Annotated in this window: 24 protein-coding genes; 6 read left to right on the plus strand and 18 right to left on the minus strand. The window is 52.5% G+C overall.

The window, feature by feature from the left end; genetic code table 11:
- Positions 1-8: 8 nt before the first annotated feature.
- From EV294_RS14575 to EV294_RS14630, 12 genes are all read right to left on the minus strand, one after another.
- The gene (locus EV294_RS14575) at positions 9-1586 is read right to left on the minus strand and encodes a copper amine oxidase N-terminal domain-containing protein (RefSeq protein WP_132307918.1); all 1578 of its coding nucleotides are present in this window, start codon (positions 1584-1586) and stop codon (positions 9-11) included.
- A 107-nt stretch (positions 1587-1693) separates the two neighbouring features.
- A complete protein-coding gene (locus tag EV294_RS14580) occupies positions 1694-3340 on the minus strand; it encodes a putative polysaccharide biosynthesis protein (protein ID WP_132307920.1) in 1647 nt (548 codons plus the stop codon).
- A gap of 39 nt (positions 3341-3379) precedes the next feature.
- Positions 3380-4105 carry a ThuA domain-containing protein gene (locus tag EV294_RS14585; RefSeq protein ID WP_015846412.1) on the minus strand — a complete coding sequence of 242 codons (726 nt, stop codon included), beginning with the start codon at positions 4103-4105 and terminating at the stop codon, positions 3380-3382.
- A gap of 13 nt (positions 4106-4118) precedes the next feature.
- Entirely contained in the window at positions 4119-4604 is a 486-nt protein-coding gene (locus EV294_RS14590) for a DUF456 domain-containing protein (protein ID WP_132307922.1), read from the minus strand.
- A 7-nt stretch (positions 4605-4611) separates the two neighbouring features.
- Positions 4612-5364 (minus strand): Cof-type HAD-IIB family hydrolase, encoded by a 753-nt coding sequence (locus EV294_RS14595; protein WP_132307924.1) that lies wholly within the window; start codon positions 5362-5364, stop codon positions 4612-4614.
- A 188-nt stretch (positions 5365-5552) separates the two neighbouring features.
- Positions 5553-6425: a metal ABC transporter permease gene (locus tag EV294_RS14600; protein WP_132307926.1), complete on the minus strand. Its 873-nt coding sequence runs from the start codon at positions 6423-6425 to the stop codon at positions 5553-5555.
- Positions 6422-7378, minus strand: coding sequence for a metal ABC transporter permease (locus EV294_RS14605; protein ID WP_132307928.1), 957 nt, complete (start codon positions 7376-7378; stop codon positions 6422-6424). The genes EV294_RS14600 and EV294_RS14605 overlap by 4 nt, the downstream gene beginning before the upstream one ends.
- A 10-nt stretch (positions 7379-7388) precedes the next feature.
- Positions 7389-8201 (minus strand): metal ABC transporter ATP-binding protein, encoded by an 813-nt coding sequence (locus EV294_RS14610; RefSeq protein WP_132307930.1) that lies wholly within the window; start codon positions 8199-8201, stop codon positions 7389-7391.
- Positions 8202-8224: 23 nt separating this feature from the next.
- A complete protein-coding gene (locus tag EV294_RS14615; protein ID WP_132307932.1) occupies positions 8225-9190 on the minus strand; it encodes a metal ABC transporter solute-binding protein, Zn/Mn family in 966 nt (321 codons plus the stop codon).
- 203 nt (positions 9191-9393) lie between these two features.
- Positions 9394-11445, minus strand: a complete 2052-nt coding sequence (locus EV294_RS14620; RefSeq protein ID WP_132307934.1) for a peptidoglycan D,D-transpeptidase FtsI family protein — start codon at positions 11443-11445, stop codon at positions 9394-9396.
- Positions 11446-11472: 27 nt separating this feature from the next.
- The gene (locus EV294_RS14625) at positions 11473-12621 is read right to left on the minus strand and encodes a transglutaminase domain-containing protein (RefSeq protein WP_132307936.1); all 1149 of its coding nucleotides are present in this window, start codon (positions 12619-12621) and stop codon (positions 11473-11475) included.
- 53 nt (positions 12622-12674) lie between these two features.
- A complete protein-coding gene (locus tag EV294_RS14630; protein WP_127495584.1) occupies positions 12675-13133 on the minus strand; it encodes a hypothetical protein in 459 nt (152 codons plus the stop codon).
- A gap of 242 nt (positions 13134-13375) precedes the next feature.
- Here EV294_RS14630 and EV294_RS14635 point away from each other — a divergent pair, with 242 nt between their 5' ends.
- The 3 genes from EV294_RS14635 to EV294_RS14645 all read left to right on the plus strand — a co-directional run bounded on the left by EV294_RS14635 (position 13376) and on the right by EV294_RS14645 (position 15311).
- A complete protein-coding gene (locus EV294_RS14635; protein WP_132307938.1) occupies positions 13376-14536 on the plus strand; it encodes an MFS transporter in 1161 nt (386 codons plus the stop codon).
- 146 nt (positions 14537-14682) lie between these two features.
- The gene (locus EV294_RS14640) at positions 14683-14814 is read left to right on the plus strand and encodes a dihydroorotate dehydrogenase (protein WP_132307940.1); all 132 of its coding nucleotides are present in this window, start codon (positions 14683-14685) and stop codon (positions 14812-14814) included.
- 143 nt (positions 14815-14957) lie between these two features.
- Entirely contained in the window at positions 14958-15311 is a 354-nt protein-coding gene (locus EV294_RS14645; protein ID WP_132307942.1) for a toprim domain-containing protein, read from the plus strand.
- Here the strand turns inward: EV294_RS14645 and EV294_RS14650 are convergent.
- Genes EV294_RS14650 through cyoE form a run of 3 tightly spaced genes read right to left on the minus strand, consistent with a single transcriptional unit; the run spans position 15289 to position 17788 of the window.
- Entirely contained in the window at positions 15289-16227 is a 939-nt protein-coding gene (locus EV294_RS14650; protein WP_132307944.1) for an AEC family transporter, read from the minus strand. The two genes, EV294_RS14645 and EV294_RS14650, sit on opposite strands and share 23 nt — an antisense overlap.
- 3 nt (positions 16228-16230) lie before the next feature.
- Entirely contained in the window at positions 16231-16860 is a 630-nt protein-coding gene (locus EV294_RS14655) for an SCO family protein (RefSeq protein WP_132307946.1), read from the minus strand.
- A 52-nt stretch (positions 16861-16912) separates the two neighbouring features.
- Complete coding sequence (gene cyoE, locus EV294_RS14660; RefSeq protein ID WP_279513583.1) at positions 16913-17788, minus strand: heme o synthase; 876 nt, start codon at positions 17786-17788, stop codon at positions 16913-16915.
- Positions 17789-18309: 521 nt separating this feature from the next.
- Between cyoE and gerQ the strand changes: the two genes are divergently transcribed.
- Positions 18310-18780, plus strand: coding sequence for a spore coat protein GerQ (gene gerQ / locus EV294_RS14665; RefSeq protein ID WP_481856075.1), 471 nt, complete (start codon positions 18310-18312; stop codon positions 18778-18780).
- 3 nt (positions 18781-18783) lie between these two features.
- Here the strand turns inward: gerQ and EV294_RS14670 are convergent, their stop codons facing one another.
- Entirely contained in the window at positions 18784-19116 is a 333-nt protein-coding gene (locus tag EV294_RS14670; protein ID WP_243711666.1) for a hypothetical protein, read from the minus strand.
- An 80-nt stretch (positions 19117-19196) separates the two neighbouring features.
- On the opposite strand from EV294_RS14670, the gene EV294_RS14675 reads away from it, so the two are divergent.
- Positions 19197-20183, plus strand: a complete 987-nt coding sequence (locus tag EV294_RS14675) for a metal-dependent hydrolase (protein WP_132307952.1) — start codon at positions 19197-19199, stop codon at positions 20181-20183.
- Positions 20184-20331: 148 nt separating this feature from the next.
- Here EV294_RS14675 and EV294_RS14680 read toward each other — a convergent pair whose 3' ends face one another.
- Positions 20332-20553: an alpha/beta-type small acid-soluble spore protein gene (locus EV294_RS14680; RefSeq protein WP_132307954.1), complete on the minus strand. Its 222-nt coding sequence runs from the start codon at positions 20551-20553 to the stop codon at positions 20332-20334.
- Positions 20554-20683: 130 nt separating this feature from the next.
- Here EV294_RS14680 and EV294_RS14685 point away from each other — a divergent pair, with 130 nt between their 5' ends.
- Entirely contained in the window at positions 20684-20866 is a 183-nt protein-coding gene (locus EV294_RS14685) for a DUF5325 family protein (RefSeq protein ID WP_132307956.1), read from the plus strand.
- Between the two features lie 29 nt (positions 20867-20895).
- Here the strand turns inward: EV294_RS14685 and trpS are convergent, their stop codons facing one another.
- Positions 20896-21885 (minus strand): tryptophan--tRNA ligase, encoded by a 990-nt coding sequence (trpS, locus tag EV294_RS14690; RefSeq protein ID WP_132307958.1) that lies wholly within the window; start codon positions 21883-21885, stop codon positions 20896-20898.
- Between the last annotated feature and the right edge of the window lie 84 nt (positions 21886-21969).

Raw genomic sequence — 21969 nt, forward strand, 5'->3', positions numbered from 1 at the left:
CAAATAAATTAATGTACGGCACGCTCGATGACAAAGGTATCGCTGCCCCAGCTGTCATCCCAACGAACTTTCGCTCCAAGCGCGTTCGCGAAATCGCGTCCCGCTACGTACAGGGTGCCGTCAACGGTTTTGGCTACGAACGACCAAGTCGCTGGTTTGCCGTTTACCGTTACGCGGTCAGAGCCTTCCTTCAGGGCGATCGTCGTATTGGTCGCCTCGTCATAGACTGTTACATTCTTCGTCTTTTTATCATATTTCACCGAAGCGCCAAGCTGTTCGGCAGTGATGCGCAACGGAATAATGGTTACGTATTTAGGAGTAACGATGGCCGGGTTAAAACGAGAATCGACGGACAGCTCGACCGTCTGCTCTCCAAGGCCCAGCTTATCAAGCAGCGAGTAAGCAGCCGATTGTTTGTCGAACATGCGTAGGAACTGATAGCCCTGCATGGTATCCAGCTGATCGGAATGGATAGCTTGTGCAGGGATTACCGGCGTATCAGCCTCTACCTTGCCGTTAACGTTCCACAGCTCGCTCTCCATACGCAGCGAGAGACCGTCAAGCGGGAACAAGGCTTGATCGCTAGGTTTCAGCGTAACGTCAATAACCTGTTTGCGGATATCCATCTTGCTGTCCACGTAAAGCTCCGCTTTAATCGAGGAGTCATCGTTGAAGATCGCTTTAAGATCCTCTCCGCCCTCTTCTTCCATCGCCTTTAGCTCTTCCTGAAGCGAAACAAGTGTAGCTTCAAGCTCGTCCGTCATTTCCTTCATCATGTCATCCGTGGTTGGCATATCCAGTCCGGTTTGCTCGAGTGGATTCATGCCGATTTCTTCCCAGAACTCCGGATGGCTGCTCATGATCGCCACGATTTCTTTCACGAACGTTTCAAGGCCTTCGCGGTCGCTTGCGAGAACGTCCACGTATTTCTTGATCCATGCCCAGATCTCGGTGCCGCTCATCTCCGCCTTCACATGGAACAGGGATGTGTTAACGCCATTGATAGGCTCTTGAACCGCATTCACCGAGATTTTGTCCGGATTAGGCAGATTGTCGATAAAGAAGGACGTTGCGCTGTCCATCATTTCTTTGCCGATTGCCGTTACCGATTCGTCATCCGAGCCTGCAGCCGTTTCGTCAAGCTCAACCGTACCCAGCATTGAGCCTATGCCGGCTCCCGTCACGTCAAGCACGATTGGAAGCTTCGCGCCTTCAACCTCGATAACCGCGGTGGTATCCGATTGCTTGATCGAGAAGCCAATGCTGACATTATCGCCGAAAATCAGTTTGCCCGCATAGGACGCATGGCTTGCATCCTGAACCTTTACGTTATCCAACTGTAGCTTCATGTTCGAGAATAATTTCATGAGAGCGATATCTTCTTCAGGCATTCCTTCATACGCTTCTTCGTTCATGAGAAGCTTCAGCTCTACCGACTGCTTGCTTTCCGCGGAGGTCACTTTGAGCGTATTTTTCAATACGGTGTTAAAGTCCACGCCCTGAATCGCCTGACAGCCCGCAACGATGACAAGCGTCAGCGCCAAAATCAGGATGAGCCCCCTCTTGAATCTTTTCAGACTTTTCAATTTACAAATCTCCCTTCACAGCCAGTAGTAGATAGATTAATAGACCTATAACTCTATCTATTGTACCCGAGGTTCAGGGAGATTGTAAATGTATGGAAATTAAAGAATTAATGTCGTTCTTTCTGCGCCTGCGTGCGTCCCAGCACCTTCAGGAGCAGAACAAACAGCTTACGCAGCGGCCCCGGGAAGGACTTCGCATCCTCCATTGTAACGACGCGGAGCAGCACAAGCAGGAACAGGTATAGGACTCCGATCACGGCGCCGGCCGCGACGGCGGAGACCAGATACGTCAGCTTGTCCGGCCAGCTGCCAAGCAGATGCCGGATTCCCGCCTCGGTTCCCCATCCTGCCGCCACGGATACAACGATGGTTACCAGGTAAGAAGGCCACCGGCTGCCAAGCACCGTGAACTTCACTTCCCTGCGGATCGCCTCGATATTCATCCATGTCATAACGACAAAGCAGACGCTTGTCGCCATAATAACGCCGTATACGCCATAAATCGGGGCAAGCGCGTAGCTGCACAGGATTTTCAGCCCGATTCCCACAAAAGTATTCATCATCGGGATACGGGCTTTTCCAAGCCCGAACAGAATCGAGTTGCTTGTCATCATCGTAATCTGGAAGATCGTGCCCGCCGTCAGAGCGGCAACGATGCCGTAACCTCTAGGTCCCGTGAAGATAAGTCCCGTAACCGAATACGATGCGGCTGCGAGCGTTAAGGCTGCCGGTACGCCGGTGAACAAGACAATCCGCATAACGAGGGAGGTCTGGCGCTCCACCTCAGCCATATTCCGCAAGGAATAGGCCGATGAAATTACCGGAATGATCGACGTGCTGAGCGCGATGGCCAGAATCGGCGGAATACCCGCAACCGTCTGAGCCTTGAAGCTGAGATCTCTCAATACGAGCAGCGCGTCATGATAGCCGTAATACGATTCCGTTAGACGGACGAATAAGGACGAGTCGAACGTATAAATAATTTGCACGGTCATCGCGGTAATGACAATCGGAATGGACATCGTGAAGATCTCGCGGTAAATGGACCGGAAAGGAATCTTGGCTGCGGCCTTGACCGCTTCGATATCCACCGCCGGCCGGTCTGCGAGGTCGCCCCGGCGCAGCCTTGCCGCATAATACAGCATGACAAGCAAAGCGCCCACGCCGCCAATCACGTTGCCGAACGATGCGGCGGCTGCGCCCCATTTTTCGCCCCAGTCGATCGAGACCACATAATAAGCGAGCGCCACGCCTACGATAACGCGCAGGATTTGCTCCACGATCTGCGACATGCCGCCCGCCATCATGAACTGACGGCCTTGGAAGTAACCACGCATCATCGCGATAATCGGGAAAATTAGCAGCGTTGGCGCAACCGCGCGGATCGCTACTTCCGCGCCTGGCGTCTTGGCGATATGCACGGCATAATACGGAGCCGCAATGTACAAAGCAATCGTCAGGATGATGCCGGTTACGACGCCAAAGAGCAGCGCGGCCTGATAGACCCGTTTCGCTTCATGCTCGCGGCCGAGCGCGTAACGCTCCGATACCATCTTGCTGATGGCGCTCGGAAGACCGCCGGTGGCCACGACTAGCAGCGTCAAGTACACGTTGTTCGCGACCGCGAAATAAAGCCCGCCGTTCTCGGTAAGGATATGGTCCAGCGGAACCCGCTGAAAAATCCCTAAAAACCGGGCAATCAGCGCGGCTGCCGCCAGAATTAACGTACCTTTTATAAGAGAATCTTTTTTCATGTTGTCCTTCTCTTTCTATAATGACTTGCCTGAAGCAGGTTAAGCCTCGCCTTTGATTGGCTCGAGCGGCTGATGGTTGCCGCGAACGGGCTTGCCTGCCTGGGATGGAGCTGCCCACTTCACGCCGTTCTGGATAATTTGCAGCACCTGCGGATGATAGTAGGTCGGATGCGTCTCATGACCCGGACGGAAGTAGAAAATCTTGCCTTGTCCGCGGAAGAAGGTGCAGCCGCTGCGAAACACTTCTCCGCCTTCGAACCAGCTTACGAAGACCAGCTCGTCCGGAGCCGGAATGTCGAAATGCTCGCCGTACATCTCCTCATGGTCGATCGTTACGTATTCCGGAATGCCCGCAGCGATCGGATGGGCCGGATTAACGGTCCAGATCCGTTCTTTCTCGCCGGCTTCGCGCCATTTCAGGTCGCAGCCCGTACCCATCAGCTTTTTGAAAATTTTCGAGAAATGGCCGGAGTGAAGGACAATCAGTCCCATGCCGTCCATTACGCGTTGATGTACCCGCTCCACGATCGCATCGTCTACGCGGTCATGGCCCATATGTCCCCACCAGATCAGAACGTCGGTGTTGTTCAGCTTTTCTTCCGTAAGGCCATGCTCCGGTTCTTCCAGCGTTGCGGTTTGAACCTCGATGCCCTCCGAGCGGATCCCCTCGGCAAGCGCGTTATGAATGCCGCTTGGATACACCGCTTTTACCTCTTCATGCTCCTTCTCGTGCAGAAACTCGTTCCATACCGTTACTTTTACCATTTGCTCCATCTCCTTAGTTGGCCATTAACCAAATAATAAATAACGCAATCATTGCTGCCTGAAGAATGATTTTGACAACGACGCTGGTCAATAACCCGACCAATGAGCCGATGCCGACCTTAAACGATTTCTCGATATTGGAGCCCACCGCGAGTTCCCCGATAACGGCCCCGGCGAACGGCCCAATAATAAGGCCAAAGGCAGGAATAACGAATGGACCTAGTATAAGCCCAATCGTACTGCCGATGATAGAGGCCTTGGAACCCCCGAACCGGTGAACCCCCCACGCGCTGACCGCATGGTCGGCTATAACCAGAACGATGAGGATTAAGGTCTGCACCGTCCAGAACACCCAGCCAAACGGCTGGAACGAGAAGAAAAAGCCATATACGAAGAAAGCGCCGTATATCGCGAAAACTCCCGGCAGAATCGGCCAGACGGCCCCGGCCATCCCGACTACGAATAAAATGACAACCAGCGACCAGCCTAAAATATCCACTTAGGCATCAACCTTTCAATACATATTGTTTGATGATCTCGGCAACGCCGTTCTCGTTGTTGGTGAGCGTCACCGCGTCAGCCGCATCCTTGACCGCCTGCTGCGCGTTGCCCATCGCTACGCCAAGTCCCGCTTCGCGGATCGCCGCAATATCGTTCAAACTGTCTCCCGCCGCAACAACCTGCGACATCTCGATGCCAAGCATGACGCATAATTCGCGCAGCGCGCTGGCCTTCGTAATTCCTTTCGGATTAAGCTCGAGGTTCTCAGTGGAGGAATTCGTAATCTCAAGCGCATCCCACTCGGTAATTTCCTCGAGAATGCGATTGCGGACAACATCATCCTCCGTGTAATAACCAAACTTCAGCCAATGATGGTCCTCATACGTCGTTGACGGGTCGATCCACTTCTCAAGGTTGTAAATGCCCGTTGTCGAGTAAGCCCAGAACCAGGTTCCCGCATGCCTCAGCGCGAGCTCATGCAGCAGCTTGACGTATACCGGGCTCAGCAAGGTGCGTTTGTGCAGCACATGCGGCTTTTGCCAAATCTCGCTGCCGTTGGCCGTAATCATCGGAGTCTCCAGCTTCAGCTGCTCCGCAAACGGAAGCGCCCCGCGGAAGCCCCGGCCCGTGGAAAAGCTGACCGTAATGCCGGCATCCAGCGCCCGTTGAATCCATTCCGCGTTCTCCTCGCTGATCTCGCTCTGGTCATTCAACAGCGTGCCATCCATGTCGAGTGCGACTAATTTGTAATTCCCCATGCTCGGTATCCTCCTGCCTGTTTCTACTATGCAATATTTTAGCACAGATTAGGGAGATTCCAAATGAAGCGTTTGATATTGTTTTAAACGTTGGGACAAGCTCGAAGGGTTCAACGAATTGGATCGTTAGTCCATAAAAAAATCCCCTTCCTCGGTTGCCGAAAGAAAGGGGAGCAATGCTTAACTTATTAAGCCGCAAGCTTGCGAAGGCGGAGCTTCTTGGCTACGACGCCATGCGAAGGCGAGAACAGGAAGGCCAGCGCGAACAGCACGGCTGCCGCGCATACGATGCAGCCTGCAATGGAAGCATCAAGCATGACCGCGGCAACGTAACCGCCAAAGACGCTTAGCATGCCGACGCCTACGCTGAGTACGATCATCCGGCCCAGCCGGTCGGTCAACAGATAGGCGGTTGCCGCCGGGATGATCAGCATCCCGACAACGAGAATGGCCCCTACGCTTTCGAACGAGCTGACGGTAGCCATCGACACCATTCCCATCAAGAGGTAATGGAACAGCGCTACCGGAATGCCGCAGGCCGCGGCCAGCGCCGGGTCGAAGGAGCAAAGCTTGAACTGCTTATAGAACAAGCCGATTACCGTCACAATCACGATCAGCGTTACGCCAAGCAGCCATACCGCTTTGGGCCCAAGATCCACGCCGTTTACGATCCAGGTGTTCCAGTGCACATAAGCGATTTCGCCGTAAAGAATCGCATCCTGGTCCAGATGGACCTGCCGCGCGAACAGGCTGACCAGGAGGACTCCAATCGCGAACAGAGCGGTAAATACGACTCCGATCGAGGCGTCTGCCTGCACGCCTTTGTTCTGAAAGAGCTGAATGAGGAAGACGGCAAACAAGCCGCAGGCCATAGCGGCAACCATCATAAGCAGCGAATCCCGCGAGCCGCTTAGCAGGAAAGCGATAACGATACCCGGCATGACGGAATGGCTGATGGCGTCGCCGATCATGGCCATTTTGCGCAAAACAAGAAAAGCGCCCAGTATCCCGCTGCAGCTTGCCACCAGCATCCCGGTTAACAGAATCCAGAAGTCGCTCATAACGACGCCTCCTTGTTCAAGCGATCATCCACGGAAGCAGTCGCCGCCTGCTCCTCATAGCCATAGCCAAGCGACCGCTTCATTCTTTGCTGCACCATTCTCCGGACAAGAATCCCCCGCTTGGTGCCGAACAATAGCGATAGCGCAAACAGCAGGGTTGCAGCAAGCACCGTAAGCGGACCGGTCGGCAGGCTGTCTCCCGTCGAGCTGACGATCGCTCCCGAAGCCCCGCTAATCGCGCCGAACAGGCCGGATACGACTACCATGACGCCAAGACGGTCCGTCCAATACCTGGCGGATACCGCCGGCGTAATGATCAAGGAAGCAACCAGAATGACTCCCACCGCCTGAATGCCTACGACTACCGCTACAACCATAAGGAACATAAGCAGCTGTTCGAGCAGCGCGACGGGATAGCCGATTCCTTTGGCAAAGCCAGGGTCAAAAGACACCAGCTTGAACTGTTTGAATAAGAAGTAACAGATCGTCACCAGCAGCAGACTCACGATCGACAGAGTTAGAACATCCGAGCCTACCATTGAAGCCGCCTGGCCGAACAAAAATTTATCGAGCCCCGCCTGATTGCCGTAGCCGCCATGCTGGACAAGGGTCAACAAGACAATGCCAAGGCCGAAGAAAGAGGATAATACGATACCCATCGCCGCATCGTGCTTAATGCGCGAATGCCGCGTAATCCAGCCGATCCCGAAGGTTGCCGCAACCCCGGCAAGGCCCGCTCCGATCAGAAAGTACAAGATGGACTTGGTACCGGTCAGCATAAAAGCAATACAGATACCCGGAAGGGCGGCATGCGCGAGCGTATCGCCCATCAGGCTTTGCTTCCGCAGGTAGGAGAAGCAGCCGATAATGCCGCTGCTCAGCCCCAGGAGCGTGCAGCTGATCAGAATCCACTGCATGTTCGGATCCTGGAGAAGCGTCCATAACGTATTCATATCCGTTCACTCACCCTTTCGCGCTGTCCGTCTTCGCCAGGCTGTTTCTGTCCAGGAACGCTAGTCGGCCGCCATACGTGCGCTGCAGCAATTCCTGATTAAACACCTCTTTTGTCTTGCCGTACGCAACGAGCTCTACATTCAGCAAAAGGACGGAATCAAAATATTCCTCTACCGTCGCAAGGTCATGATGGACGACAATAACGGTCTTTCCCTGCCGCTTCAGCTCCTGCAGCAGCGTAATGATAGCCTTCTCCGTAGCGGCATCCACACCGGCGAACGGTTCATCCATAAAGTACAGGCTTGCATCCTGGGCTAGCGCGCGGGCGAGAAATACCCGCTGCTGCTGCCCGCCGGACAGCTGGCTGATCTGGCGGGAGGCAAAGTCCGCCATGCCAACCTTGGCCAGACATTCCATTGCAATCGCACGCTCCTTCGCACCCGGGCGTCCGAATAAGCCGAGATGTCCGTACCTGCCCATCATAACGACATCCAGCGCATTGGTCGGGAAATCCCAATCGACGGATTCGCGCTGCGGCACATAGCCAACCAGCTTGCGCTGCTGTTTATAAGGCTTGCCGTATACGAGCACCTCTCCGCCAAGTCGGGGAATAAGACCAAGCGCAGCCTTCATCATCGTTGATTTGCCGGCGCCGTTAGGGCCGATAACTCCAATCAGCTCCCCTTCCGTTACGGTGAAGGAGACGCCGCGCAATACCGGCTTTTTCTGATAGGCCGCGCTAAGCCCTCTTATCGTTAATGGAGGTGCGGCATCCTCCCGCTCCCTTACGGATAATGCAGGCTGTACTTGTGCTTCTGACATGAACAACACTCCCTTTCCTTCGTTTATCTCAACGCCTGAACAACGGTATCCACGTTATGTCTGACCATCCCGATGTACGTTCCTTCCACGGTACCGGCTTCCCCCATCGCATCGGAGAAAAGCTCGCCGCCAATCGTTACCTCGTGTCCCATCGAACGCGCGCCTTGGATGACGGACTCAATCGCTTTCTTTGGCACGCTGGACTCGATAAAGACCGCTTTGATCTTGTTCTCCACCAAAAAATCGCGCAAGGAGCTGACATCCTTCGAGCCATACTCCGACATGGTGTTCATTCCTTGCAGCCCCGTGACCTCAAGTCCATATTCGTCGCCAAAATAACCAAACGCGTCATGGGCGGTCACGAGTATCCTTCTCTCCTCCGGAATCGATTGAATTTGCTCGGTAACGTAACGGTCCAGCTCCTCCAGCTTCCCGATATATGCAGCAGACCGTGCTTGGTAGCCCTCCGCATGAACCGGATCCTTTTCCGCGAGACTGTCCCGGATCACCTCCGCTGCCGAAATCCACATTTTCACGTTAAACCAGATATGAGGGTCATGCGCTTGGCTGCCTCCGCCCGGGAACGACCGCAGCTCCGATTCCGGTATGCGAGACGAGATCGCTACGGTAGGCTTACGCTTCTCCAGCTTCTCGAACATCTCCGCCATTTTCCCTTCCAGATGCAGCCCGTTATAAAAAATAATGTCCGCCCGGTCAAGCTTCTTCACGTCGCCATAGGACGCTTTATACAAATGCGGGTCAACGCCCGAGCCCATCAGTCCGGTAACCACGACATCCTCTCCGCCTATTTCCCGGGCCGCGTCGGCAATCATGCCGGTTGTAGCCGTTACCTTCAATTTTCCCTTGCCCGCATATCCGTCGTGCTCCCCGATCCCGCAGGCCGTTACCAGTAAAGCACTTACCGCCAAAAATAACAGGGTCATTATAAACCGCTTTATCGCGGAGTTTGGCTTTTTCGAAAACCGCATACCATTTCCCCCATCCTTGAGTTTTACCCGTGTTTTGCCTGGACGAACATTAGTTAGCTCAACGCCTCTTTGTTTATACTATTCAAAAGTGTTTCACTGATGCAACATTTCTTACGAAATTTGTCTATATAAAGTTTCAAAAAAAAAGCTGCTCCCGAAGATTCTTTTTCGAATCTCCGGAAACAGCTTCACAGCGCTTCTTATTATTGGGCTGTACCCGTTGTACCGTTAGTACCGGTATTTGCCGTATTGTTCGCTTGGTCCTTCAGCTTGCCCGGCGTGCCGTTCAAGCCAACCTCGTAATCGTAAGCATCGAAAATTTTCCGTGCGATTGGAGCCGCGCCCCAGCCGCCAAACTCGCCGTCCGGAATAACAACCGCTACGGCCAGCTTCGGATTTTCCCTTGGCGCATAAGCGATAAATACCGCATTATCCGCACGGCGGCCGGCTACGTCAGACTGTGCCGTACCTGTTTTCCTCTCGTACGTGTACGTTACGCCATCAAAGCCTTGAACGTTAACCCGTGACATGCCGTCCTCGATTTCGTTCCAATAAGCTTCGGGGAACTCGACCGTGTTCAGTACTTCCGGCTTAAACGTCTGAACCACATTGCCGTCCGCGTCTTTAATCTGGTTGACGAATTGCGGCTTCATCCGCTTGCCGTGGTTTGCGAGCATGGACGCGTATTGCACGAGCTGCAGCGGCGTGTAACGCGCTTGCTGGCCAAACGCCGCCCGCACAAGAGCGGACTGGGAACTGGCCGTTTGCTGCTCGTGGTAGTAGTCGATCGTGCCTTTGGATTCGCCTCTTAGACCGCTGCCGGTCAAGACGCCAAGCCCAAATTGCTTCATGTAATTATCCCACACGTCGACGCCTTTTTTGCCGTATTTCTCATAAAGATTGTTGCCTACCATCTTTGCCATAAACGGGTTGGAGGAATGGGCAATCGCCGATGCCGGGTCCAGCAAGCCGTAAGCATGGTTCGAGGCGTTGCCGATCCGTACTTCATGGCCTTTGGCGCCAAAGAAGTAAGCGCCGTTATCGTAATACGTGCTTGTCGTCGTAAACAGCTTCTCATTCAAACCGATCAGAATGGACAGCGGCTTCATCGTCGAGCCGGGAGGTACCAAGGACGACGGATGCTGATTCCGTTCTTTTTCGGTTTCGTAATGAGGGAATACCTCTCTGATCGTCCCGTTGTTTAGAACAGAAGAGAAGTTTTTATAGTCTTCGTTGCTGATCTTGCCGCCCGCCCAAATATTCGGGTCGTAATCCGGCATGCTCGCCATTGCGACGACTTTACCGGTGTTTACTTCCATCGCGACGGCGAAGCCGATCTTCGCGTATTCGGCACGCTCCGCTTTATTGGTCGACGTGCTGATTTTCTTAATCTGGTCGACAATCGCCTGCTCCGTCGTTAATTGCACGTTGCGGTTGATCGTCAGGTACAGGTCATCGCCCTTTTTCGGGTTGGTAATCTGTACGGGACCTATGATCCGCTCCGCGTTATTAACCGGATAAGTTTTCAGACCGTTTTTGCCGCGCAAAATATCCTGGTACATATATTCAAGGCCGTCAAAACCAACGTCCTCGTCATCCAGATATTGAAGCTGCGGATCCTCTTCGTTCCCTTTATCCTTATAGAAATCAAGCGTATCCCGGACGCCTCTGAATTTCTTCAAATAGCCGACCAATTGCACAGCTACCGAATCATTCGTATAATTGCGTACGCTTTCCTCAACGATATCGATCCCTTTGAATTCCGACTTGTGTTCGCTAAAGTAAGCGATCTCCTGCTCCGTTAAGCCGGTTTTTATCCGCCGCGGGGTAGAAATCGTATTCCGGCGGAAATCCAAGTCCATCTGACGGATAATATCCTCGACCGTCATTTGTTTTTCAGGAGTTTTATCGCCTTTTTCTTTAAAAACGGCAGCCAGCTTTGCGGCAATCGCTTCCGCATCCCCGTCCTTGAAATCAGGCGAAATCGTGAAATAGAGCGATTGCGTTGATGTCGAATAGGCAATCGGATTGCCGGACGAATCGTAAATATTGCCGCGGATCGGAGCGATTTTTACGCTTCTGGTGCTCTTCTGGCTGCCTTGCGCGCTCAGCTTCGGGCCTTCGACGAACTGCAAGATAGCAAGCTGAATAATAAGAACGCTAAATAGTCCAAATACGATAAAGAAGAAAAAGTTCAAACGAAACGAGAAATGACGCCGATTCGTTATTTCCCGTTTCTGCGGATCATCATGCAACCTGTTCACCTCTTGTCCAATTCTAACTTAAACGGCCCGGATATGAGTCTTGTCGAAATCAACCGGGTTAAACCAATCGCCGGAGGATGCCCATGTCGCATCAAGCGGAATCCAGGCACTGCCTACCTTCACTTCGTTCCAGGCATGCGGCCCGGAGCCTCCGCGCCCGTCAAGCCCCGTGCCGGTAACGACCTTCACGTCCAGGCCCGACGCACGCGCCATCACGGCGTACAGCCTGGCTACGTCGATGCATACGCCTTTGCGCGTTGCAAACGTCTCCTCCGGATTCTGTTCCTTCCATACTCCGTTGTCTACATAATTATTAGCCTTGTCCCAGTCATATGCGATTCGGCTGCCGAGCCAGTCATACAAAGCCCTTGCCTTTTCTTCATCGCTATTCTTGTCCTTCGTAATCTGCAAGGCTGCCTGCTCAATGTCCGACGGGATATTGTAGTCGATTATCTCGTATTTGCGCTGCAGCACATTCTGGAACTCTTCCTGCACGGCTTCCGCCAGAACGGGCCCGCGTCCGGCCAGCATATCTCCGGCAACCGGCTCAAGAACATCCGATGCCTTCATGTATAACGGAGATTGCTGAATCAATCCGGACCAGAGGCCGTTAGGAGCCAGCGAGACATAAATAAACAAAGCGGCTACGAATACGAATGCCCGCCCCGCTCCGTGAACCGTGCCGAAAACCGCACCCGCCGCGCGGCTTGCCGCTCCTCCACCCGGAAGACGCTCCATGCTCTCGTGTCTGCCGCGCTGCTGTCTGCCGGCAAACAAAGTCTCCAGCAGCGGCGCAAGAAAGGAAGCGGCCAGCCGCAGCAGCAAATACGAGAGCAAAAACAGGATGCCGTACCGGAGCAGGGCGAAATCGCGCAGGCTTGTTATAAACGTATACCAAGCTTGGGAGGTTGCACCCATTTCCTTCTGCGGCACGGTTACATGCCCGCTGAGCCAATCCGCTGCGAGCGGAGACAAGCTGCCCGCGATTTTCCCGGCCAGCACAAGACACACGATTAACAGAATGCCGTCCCATACAAAAAAGAAAAGGCGCCTCGCTGAACCCGACGCGCCTCTTCTCATTCCTTGCAGCAGCGAAACCAGCAGAAGGAGAAGAACGATAAGCGAGACCGGTTCCCAGGCCGTCCCTGCGCGAATCCATTCCATCATCTTTTGCCCCTCCTTGCCTCTACCTGCATTGCGTTGTTGTATTTGTTCTCTATCTATACTTTACCATTGGCCTTCGCTTGATCGATAAGCGCCTGAATGGTTGAATCTATTTTCATCGTACCAACCGATTTGCCGCGGAATTTTACGTTCACTTCACCGGAGCCGGGAACACCTGTCAATTCCAGATTCTCGGTTTTCACGGTAAAGGTTCCGTCGGAATTCGAGGTAAACGTTGCTTTATCCACTTCTCCCGCCATGGCCGATACGGCTTCCTGCTTCAGGCTGTCGATCGCCTGCGTGCCAATCGATTTCACGTCATCCAGCGTATATCCGCTGTAAGCGACAATACCGACAACAATGACGAGCACCAGTGCCCATTTCACGAAGGTCTTAACGACTCGGATAATAAAGAGCAGTACAACCAGAGCAATGACAAGCACCAGCCAATGATCCTGCAGGAACGTGCTCCATGCATCCCAATCGTAGCCGGAAAAATCAAAGTAATTTTTCAACAAACAATCCCTCCCAAAAAGAATTATCTACACAAGCAGGCGGGATTTTGCTTACACTGTGGTAATTTCTCAGTTCGTAAGCATTAGCCCTATTATAACTCGCGCAATGTCCTATTATCAAACATTATAACCCACCCAGAATATGCCGTAAACGTAAGGCTCATATCCGCGCCGAAAGACATATCCTGTCCATCTTTCACGTACAAGTAAATTAAGAGGATATGCAAGGAGGAACATGGCCGTTGAAAACCGCAATCTGGCTTTATCTATTTCTGTTCGTCGCTTTCTTTGATCTGCATGCGCAGTACCCGATCCTTACGCCCTTCGCCATCTCCCTTGGCGCGGCACCCTCCTTCATCGGACTGATGATGGGCATGTACTCCATCACCCACCTGCCGGGCAATATTATGGCCGGATACGGGGTTGACCGGTTCGGAAGCAGATTGTTTATCGTATTCAGCCTGATGGGCGCGGGCGTTGTGCTGTTGTTTCAATCCAAAGTAACCGATCCGTGGCAGCTGCTGGTGCTCCGCTCGATCAGCGGATTCGTGCTGGCCTTTCTGTCTCCCGCCTGTCTTGCCCTGCTGGCCCGTATCTCAAGCGACGTAACCAAGCAAGGCAAATTTATGGCCGGCAACGGACTGGTGCATACGCTGGCCACGGTTGTCTCTCCGGCAGCCGGCGCGTATCTGGTTGCCAGAATCGGGTTCACAACCGCTTTTTATCTACTCGGCTGGGTGCTCATTATTACCGCGGTCTGCGCCTTGTTTTTCATCCGGGATATTAAGGCCGCGCCTGCCGCCCAGGTTGAGCCCGCGCCAAGCAGTGCGAAGCCTGTTCTGAACGAAGGGACTCCCATCCCTTGGCTGGTGTTCCTTCTGCCGGTTGCCATGAGCTGCGCGCAAGGCATCCTCTCGTTCGAGCTGCCGCTGATGGCGACGTCCTCGGAGGGCATGATGGAGACCGGCATTCTGTTCTCCGTCGTCAGCATCGGCGCGTTGATTACGCTCAGCATGCTTTTCTTAAATAAGCTTTCATCTTATTACCGGACCTTGTGGGGGGCGCTTGGACTAGCTCTCGTTTACTTTACGATCGCTGCCCAACCCCCGCTGCCCTTCTTTATGCTACTGCTATTTGTCGGAATGGCCAAGGGCATCGTTCTTCCGGCTATCTCAACCCTGCTTATCGAGCTTAGCGGCGGCGCCAAGTACGGCCGTACCTTCTCGGTTCTTTCCATCGCCTACTCGGTTGGCGCCTTCCTTGGACCAATGCTTGCCGGCCATCTGCGGGACAATCTGTCCCCTTACTATCTTGCCTTTCTTGGACTGATGATTGGCGTCTGCGTATTGCCCTTTCACCGCAGAAAAACTACGCTCACACCCATTTTTCCCAAGTCTAGGTGAATGCACAAGGCCATTCGCTCACCCGGGCATATAATGCACTATGTCAGGTGGCCACGAAGGACGGATGTTCCGGAAGGACGGCTGCTCCGGAAGGAACATTACCCGGTCGACATGACGTTGAAGCTTGCTAGAGAGGGGTGACTTAGATGTCTGAAATTCATGTTTCACCTTTAAACGATCATCGCGGTGGCGGCTTTAACAATGTGGGGTCCATCCTCGTATTGTTCATCCTGCTCGTTATCATCGTTTGCACGATTTGCGGCGGCGGATTATACTAAGAAACTCTTTTATGAATATGAAAAGGGACGGAGCCCAACTGGCTCCGTCCCTTTTTCCATTAACAATCTTTTTCTTGCCCGCGGCCGGCGAATATCGCTACACTACATGTAAGATGCTACAGAATAAAAGGCTGGTGACTGCTATGGATATCGCCATTATTGTAGAAGGAAAAAACGACAGAAGCCGTATTCGCCGCGTGCTCGATGAATCCGTCCCCATCTTCTGCACCTTTGGTACGCCGGGTACCGTACAGCTGGAGAAGCTGCGCAAGCAGGTTGGGGACAAGGACGTCTATATTTTCACCGACAACGATTCATCGGGCAAGCGCATCCGCGGCATCCTCCGCGATTTGTTCCCTGACGCCGAGCATATCTACACCCGCCGGGGTTACCCTGGAGTCGAGCATACCCCGGAGGATTATCTGATCGAGCAATTGGAGAAGGCCGGTCTGGAGGCATTCATCCAATATCCCGTTAAATATGAAGAAGAAAAATAACGAAGGCCACCGTAATAATGCTGATCACGGTTGAGAGGAATACGGCCTGCGAGGCGAATTCCGGCTCGTTGTCGAACTCGACCGCGAGAAGCACGCTGCTCAGCGAGGTCGGCACGGATGACGATACGATAAGCGCCGCCGCCATCATATGGTCGATCGTCATAAAGAATCCAAGCACCCACACGACCAGCGCGGCCAAAGCCGGACCTCCTATCAGCCTCAAGCCGTTCGAAAGCAGAACGTTTTTGATCAGAACCGGGTTAAGCTCCCACTTCATATTGCCAAGCTGTACGCCCAGCGTAACCAGAGCCGTACCGATAAAGGCGTTGGACAAATACGTAATAGGCGTCTCGACGGATAGCGGCAGCTGCACCTGAAGACCGTGAAGCAGAAAGGCAATCGGAATGACGTAAATAATCGGCTGCGACAGTATGGTACGAAGCGTAGAGCGGAAGCTCATCCTATGCGCATTGACGCTATAAATGCCGAATGTATTTGGAAGCAGAGACTGCGTAACCATTACAATAATCTGAATCGACAGCGTATAAGGGTTCGCCGAGAAAGCAAGCTGATTAAGCGGAATCCCGTAATTGGCGCTGTTATAGAACAGGACGCTGTTGCGCATCGCCCCGCGCATGCCCCCCTCCAGCCCGCGCAGCCGGACGGTTGCCTCTACGCACGAAGCCTGCAGGGTCATAAACAGAATAACGAACAATAAGACCTGGCCGATCAAAGCCGCGGAGATATCCGTTGTGTACAGCAAATTAAAAATAACAGACGGAGAAAATACATAAAAGTTCAGCTTCGACAAGGTTTTGATATCCAAAGAAAAAAGCCGCTGCATTGTGAAGCCGACAGCTATCATCAATGTGAGCGGCAGGACATTGCTCCATAATATATGCCAAAATATGTCCATCGCTTATTCCTTCGCGAGCTGCTTCAAATCCGACACCAAGCTCTCGGGCGTAAGTGATTCATCGCTGCCGTTAATCCATTTGCGTATTTGGCCCTTCTTGTCAACGAGCGTGATGACATTCATATGGATGAATGACTTGGTTGCCTCATCCTTCTTCACGCTGACGCCAAAATCTCTTGCCAGCTTGATCGCGGCTTCCTCGTCATCGCCGCGCAGAAAGTCCCAGCCCCCTTCATCCAGCTGCGCAAAGTTGCGGGTTGCGAAGTCCCGAATGACATCAGGCGTATCATGAGCCGGATCGAAAGTAATCGAGATCAGCTCAGCTTTCGTGCCGAGAAGCCCTGCTTCACGGAGTTGGTCCTCTGCCTCGGAGATCATAAACGTTGTTGGAGGGCATACATCCGGACAGCTTGCCCAATAGAAGTAGACCAGCCTCGCTTTGCCATTTGTGGAATCCAGCGAAACCTCATTGCCGTTAATATCTTTCAATGCAAATGACGGAGCAGCCATTTGGACGGGCATTTTACTGCCGCCGCTCGACTGCGAGTAGTTCGTAATGAATAAATAAATGCCCATTGCCAAGCAGAGCGCCAGTACAGCGAATTTGAAGCTGTGCTTTTTGAGAAATGCCATTTCGGTTCTCGTCCTCCCTAATAGGAATCATCCAAAGCAATAGCTGAACAGATTACTTCACGGTATTTGCCATCATGACAATAAAGACAACCATTAAATAGTTAACGGAAATAAGGAAGTTGACCTTCGCCCATTTCTCGGTATTTTCCGCTTTAATGCCCTGGATCGTGTGAACAGCCCAAACAACCCCGGCGATCACAGACAGGATCAGGAATACAATGCCCGTGTATCCGTAGGTGTATAGCAGTACACAGGTTGGAATCAGAAGGACGACATACGGAATCATTTGCAGCTTGGTCCGTTTAATGCCTTTCACAACCGGAAGCAGCGGAAATCCGGCCGTACGGTATTCCTCAACCCGGCGGATGGCAAGCGACCAGAAATGCGCCGGCTGCCACAGGAACAAGAAGGCAAACAGCAGCCATGCTCCCATATCCACTTCGTTCGTTACGGCGCAATAACCCAGCACCGGAGGCATTGCCCCGGAAATACCGCCGATCGACGTGCTCCAGGTGGACGTGCGTTTCAACCAGATTGTATAAATGAAGATATAAACAAACCAGCCCAAAAAGCCAAGCCAGCCCGTAACCGGATTTACCAGAACAAACAATATCGCAAGGCCGATTATGCCAAGAACGATGCCGTATCCGAGCACAAAGCCAGGCTGAAGGCGACCCATCGGCAACGCGCGTTCTTTCGTGCGCTCCATCTTTTTATCCAGCTCTCGGTCCCAATAATTATTAATGACGCAACCCGAACCTATCGTAATCGCTGAGCCAATAACGACCCACAGCAATGTCAGCCAGTCAATATCCCATTTGGAAGCGACCCAAAAACCGCCAATTGCGGCAAATACATTAAGCCGGAGCAGCCGTGGTTTGGTCAATGCAATTAAATCTTTCAACACGAAGCGAGCCTCCCGAGTTATGCAACAAGGCACGCAAGCACGCGCGCCTATACATTTTCATTGATGAATCGTTCTTAATCATACAGAAAAATAGATGCCATGACAACGTTCGGAGCTATTGTTCATCAATTCGCCATTCAAATTGTGACAATAAATGTGGAACCCTTTTGACCGCTCTTCAATACTATAGGTATGTAGTCAAGTGCCCAGCTCTGTATAGGGTAAAGGGAAGCAAAGAGCCCGAACATACGGCAGTCATCAGCATCAGAATCCCGGAGGCTTTGAGGCTACGCAATAGCAAGGTTTCTTCTGTGCAGAGCGCACGCGACAAGGAATAATCCGAACAAAGCAAGCGTCCACGAGTGTAAGGATCAGTCAACAAATTTCAAAGATTGAAAGCGAGGATCAACAGCATGTCTTACGGTTATGGTTACAAAAATGCAGTAAGTCCGGCCAGCACGGGCGGTTACGGTGGAGTCAGCCCTTTTGCAGGCGGCGGTTTCGGCGGCGGCTTCCCGAATGCCGTATCTCCTGCCGCAACTATGCCTAACATGGCAATGCCAATGCCTATGCCTGCTATGCCAGGTATGACAGGTATGCAAGGTATGCCAGCTATGCAAGGTATGCCAGCTATGCAAGGAACGCTTGGAGTGCAATCGCCTCCGCAGGTGCCTAGCGGTTCGTTCATTACGCCAACCGGCGGAAACATTGTAACAGTGGGTGTGGAAGAATCTTATGTAGAGAACATTTTGCGTCTAAACCGCGGCAAAATGGCTACCTTTTACATGACATACGAAAACAACCGCGAATGGAACGCCAAAGTATTCCGCGGCATTATCGAAGCAGCTGGCCGCGACCATATCATTATTAGCGATCCTTCCACAGGCATGCGTTACCTGCTGCTCACTTTGAACCTGGATTATGTAACTTTCGAAGGCGAAATCGCGTACGAATACCCGTTCCAAGGCGGAACAATCACGAATACGACTCCGCTGACAAGCCGCGAAGGCTAAGTGCTACCCTGCATTTAAGCCTGCCCCCGCCGGCTTGAATGTCCATACATGCATTTTGTCCGCACCGCCGGGAATCCATTCGGCAACCCGGTACCAAGAAGAACGCTCATCGCAGCGTTCTTTTTTTATGGCTTCTGCTTCCTCTTCGGTTGCAGCCGTCCAGATCTCGACAAACAGGTTGATTTGATCCGTACCCTCATATATTTGGACGTTCTGCCCCGATTCCTTCATTAATGCATGTACATAGGCTAAATAAGCATCCCTTTCGCCCGCCGCGATTTTATATTCAGCGAAACAAATATACATCGTTGTCGATAACCCCTTTCTTTTTACCACTGATAAAGTAAAGCTCCTCCGTTGATACTACAGCTAATTGAGTTAAAGTCCCCGCAATAATGATAAGGAGGTCTCTAGACATGGATACAGGAACGCATCTTGTCATGGGTATCGGACTTGCCGGACTGGCCTGCATCGATCCCGTTGTCGCCAATAACCCATCCATCTTCGCCGCGGTCTTGGTCGGAACCGTCATCGGCTCGCAGGCCCCGGACTTTGACACCTTTCTAAGGCTGAAAGGAAATGCCAGCTATATCCGGAATCACCGCGGCATCTCCCATTCCTTGCCGGCTATTGCCATCTGGACGATTCTGATTACGGGATTGATTCAGCTCGTTTACCGCGGCAGCCTCCCTTGGCTGCATGTCGGCTCATGGGTGCTGTTAGCCGTCTGCCTTCACGTATTCACCGATTTGTTTAACGCTTACGGAACCCAAGCCATGCGGCCGTTCACGGAGAAATGGATCTCCTGGAACATCATCCATATCTTTGATCCGGTTATCTTCACTACCCATGTGATTGCGATATTGTTTTGGGCGTTTGGTCTTGCGAGTCCCGTTGCCGTCTTTCCGGTTTTGTACGTGCTTACCATCATCTATTATACATGGCGGACGCTCGCTCACAGAAGCACGCTTCGCAGGCTTCAATCCCTGGACCCCGAACCGGACGGAACGCAAGCGTACGTAGCCATTCCAACGATCTCGCTGTCGCATTGGAATATCGTCAAGCGCGCAACGGACGGCAGCTTTGTTATCGGGGACCTTCGCGGCAACAAGCTCAGATGGCTGGACAATGTCCGCTGCTCCGACCATCCAGCCGTTGCCAAATCCAGGAATGACAACGCGATTCGAAGCTTTTTGTATTTCACCAAATTCGCCTGCGCCGAAGTAAAGGAGCATCCTTGGGGCTATGAAGTCCGCTGGTCGGATGTCCGGTACCGGCACCGCAAGCAATATCCGTTTGTAGCCGTGCTCCTCATGAACAAGGAATATGAAACGGTTGGCTCTTATGTCGGCTGGTTAAGCGACGACCGCTTAATGAAGCGGCTTCGCATGAACTCTTATTAACAATCCGACTTGACGAAGGAAAGCCCCTGACGCACAATAAGAAGGGGCTTTTTTTCGTGATCACGCTGGCTGGCGCGCATGGAAAAAGCTCAAGGTTTTACCCTTGAGCTTCGTGGCTTCCTCTGAAGCGTTGTGTATTTATAAACGATTAGCGGAAGCTGCCGCCGGACAATTGTTGTTCAGCGATTTGGACAAGTTTCTTAGTAATGTAACCACCCAACGCGCCTGTTTCGCGCGATGTAACGTTACCGTAGTAACCGTCTGCCGGAATTTGTACGCCAAGCTCCGAAGCTGCTTCCATTTTCATTTGGTTAAGAGCTTGTTGTGCTTGTGGTACCACCAATTGATTGCTCGATCTGTTGCTAGCCATGCTGATAATCTCCCTTCAGTTAAGAGCTGTGATGTTTTGCAAGCTTGCAAGCTTATTATGAGCATGTTGACGCAAAATATGCTAAGCTCGAAAAAATAATATTAAGCATCCGTAAAGGAGAGTTTCCGCCTTGTCTAAACCGCTATCCCTGTTCTTCGCCGTCGTCTCTGTTCTGCTTATGTGCGCTACCGCGATTTCGATATCTTTTAACGCCTGGCTGGCCATTCTGTTTGCTATTCTGACTCTGTGCATGATTGGCGGAGGTTTTGTGGTGAAAGCAAGAATCCGGCGCCGCAACGAAAATAAAGGCTGACGCTAATAGCGCCAGCCTTTTATTTTTTATTAATTTCGCGGGGCAAGAAAGCCCATCTTTTCTTTGACCCCGGCAAGCGTGCGGTCCGCAAGCTCCGATGCGCGCTGCGCGCCTTGCTTCAGGATCGCGTGAATCTCGCCGGATTCGCGGATCTCCTTGTACTTCTGCTGCAGCGGTTCAAGGACGTTTACGACATGCTCGGCCAGATCCTTCTTGAACGGACCGTAGCCTTGGCCTTCGTAACGGGCTTCTACCTCGGCGATGGTCATGTTCGCGCAATGCGAGTAGATGCTGATCAGGTTGCTGATCTCCGGTTTGTTCGCCGGATCATATTTCACCTCGCGGCCGGAATCCGTTGTGGCGCGGCTGATTTTTTTGCGGATGACGCTTGGCTCGTCGAGAAGGGCAATATAGCTGCCGGCATTCGGATTGCTCTTGCTCATCTTCTTGCTCGCGTCGTCAAGCGACATGATTCTTGCGCCAACCGTCGGGATGTAAGGTTCGGGAACCGTGAAATATTCTCCGAACCTTGAATTGAAGCGGTTCGCGAGGTCGCGGGTAAGCTCCAGATGCTGCTTTTGATCGTCGCCTACCGGCACAAGGTCCGCATTGTACACAAGAATGTCCGCGGCCATCAGCGAAGGATAAACGAACAAGCCCGCGCCAACCGAATCCTTGCCGGCCGATTTGTCCTTGAATTGCGTCATGCGCTCAAGCTCGCCCATACCGGTCAGAGTCGTCATAATCCAGCCCAGCTCGGCATGCGCGCGCACATGGGATTGCACGAAGATGTTTGCTTTAGCCGGGTCAAGGCCCGCAGCAATAAACAAAGCCGCAACGGATTCGATCTGCTCGCGCAGCATAGCCGGCTCCTGTGGCACGGTAATCGCGTGAAGATCCACGACCATAAAGAAGCATTCTTCCGTTTCCTGCAGCTTTACAAAGTTTTGCATGGCGCCGATATAATTGCCCAGCGTAAGCTGTCCGCTCGGCTGAATGCCAGAAAGTACCTTTTTCATAAAATGCTCGTCCCCTCTTCTGCTAATCAGTTTCTAGTGCGTATTCGAACGCAAAAAATCCCCCGCCGCAAGGGACGAGGGACC

The sequence above is a fragment of the Paenibacillus sp. BK033 genome (assembly GCF_004345425.1).
Lineage (GTDB): Bacteria > Bacillota > Bacilli > Paenibacillales > Paenibacillaceae > Pristimantibacillus.

Bases quoted from the DNA above. Each gene is read 5' to 3' on its own strand.
- EV294_RS14580 (WP_132307920.1), bottom strand. From the start codon at position 3,340: ATGAAAAAAGATTCTCTTATAAAAGGTACGTTAATTCTGGCGGCAGCC.
- EV294_RS14585 (WP_015846412.1), bottom strand. From the start codon at position 4,105: ATGGTAAAAGTAACGGTATGGAACGAGTTTCTGCACGAGAAGGAGCAT.
- EV294_RS14595 (WP_132307924.1), bottom strand. From the start codon at position 5,364: ATGGGGAATTACAAATTAGTCGCACTCGACATGGATGGCACGCTGTTG.
- EV294_RS14600 (WP_132307926.1), bottom strand. From the start codon at position 6,425: ATGAGCGACTTCTGGATTCTGTTAACCGGGATGCTGGTGGCAAGCTGC.
- EV294_RS14605 (WP_132307928.1), bottom strand. From the start codon at position 7,378: ATGAATACGTTATGGACGCTTCTCCAGGATCCGAACATGCAGTGGATT.
- EV294_RS14610 (WP_132307930.1), bottom strand. From the start codon at position 8,201: ATGTCAGAAGCACAAGTACAGCCTGCATTATCCGTAAGGGAGCGGGAG.
- EV294_RS14615 (WP_132307932.1), bottom strand. From the start codon at position 9,190: ATGCGGTTTTCGAAAAAGCCAAACTCCGCGATAAAGCGGTTTATAATG.
- EV294_RS14625 (WP_132307936.1), bottom strand. From the start codon at position 12,621: ATGATGGAATGGATTCGCGCAGGGACGGCCTGGGAACCGGTCTCGCTT.
- EV294_RS14640 (WP_132307940.1), top strand. From the start codon at position 14,683: ATGTCTGAAATTCATGTTTCACCTTTAAACGATCATCGCGGTGGCGGC.
- EV294_RS14645 (WP_132307942.1), top strand. From the start codon at position 14,958: ATGGATATCGCCATTATTGTAGAAGGAAAAAACGACAGAAGCCGTATT.
- EV294_RS14650 (WP_132307944.1), bottom strand. From the start codon at position 16,227: ATGGACATATTTTGGCATATATTATGGAGCAATGTCCTGCCGCTCACA.
- EV294_RS14655 (WP_132307946.1), bottom strand. From the start codon at position 16,860: ATGGCATTTCTCAAAAAGCACAGCTTCAAATTCGCTGTACTGGCGCTC.
- gerQ (WP_481856075.1), top strand. From the start codon at position 18,310: ATGCCTAACATGGCAATGCCAATGCCTATGCCTGCTATGCCAGGTATG.
- EV294_RS14675 (WP_132307952.1), top strand. From the start codon at position 19,197: ATGGATACAGGAACGCATCTTGTCATGGGTATCGGACTTGCCGGACTG.
- EV294_RS14680 (WP_132307954.1), bottom strand. From the start codon at position 20,553: ATGGCTAGCAACAGATCGAGCAATCAATTGGTGGTACCACAAGCACAA.
- trpS (WP_132307958.1), bottom strand. From the start codon at position 21,885: ATGAAAAAGGTACTTTCTGGCATTCAGCCGAGCGGACAGCTTACGCTG.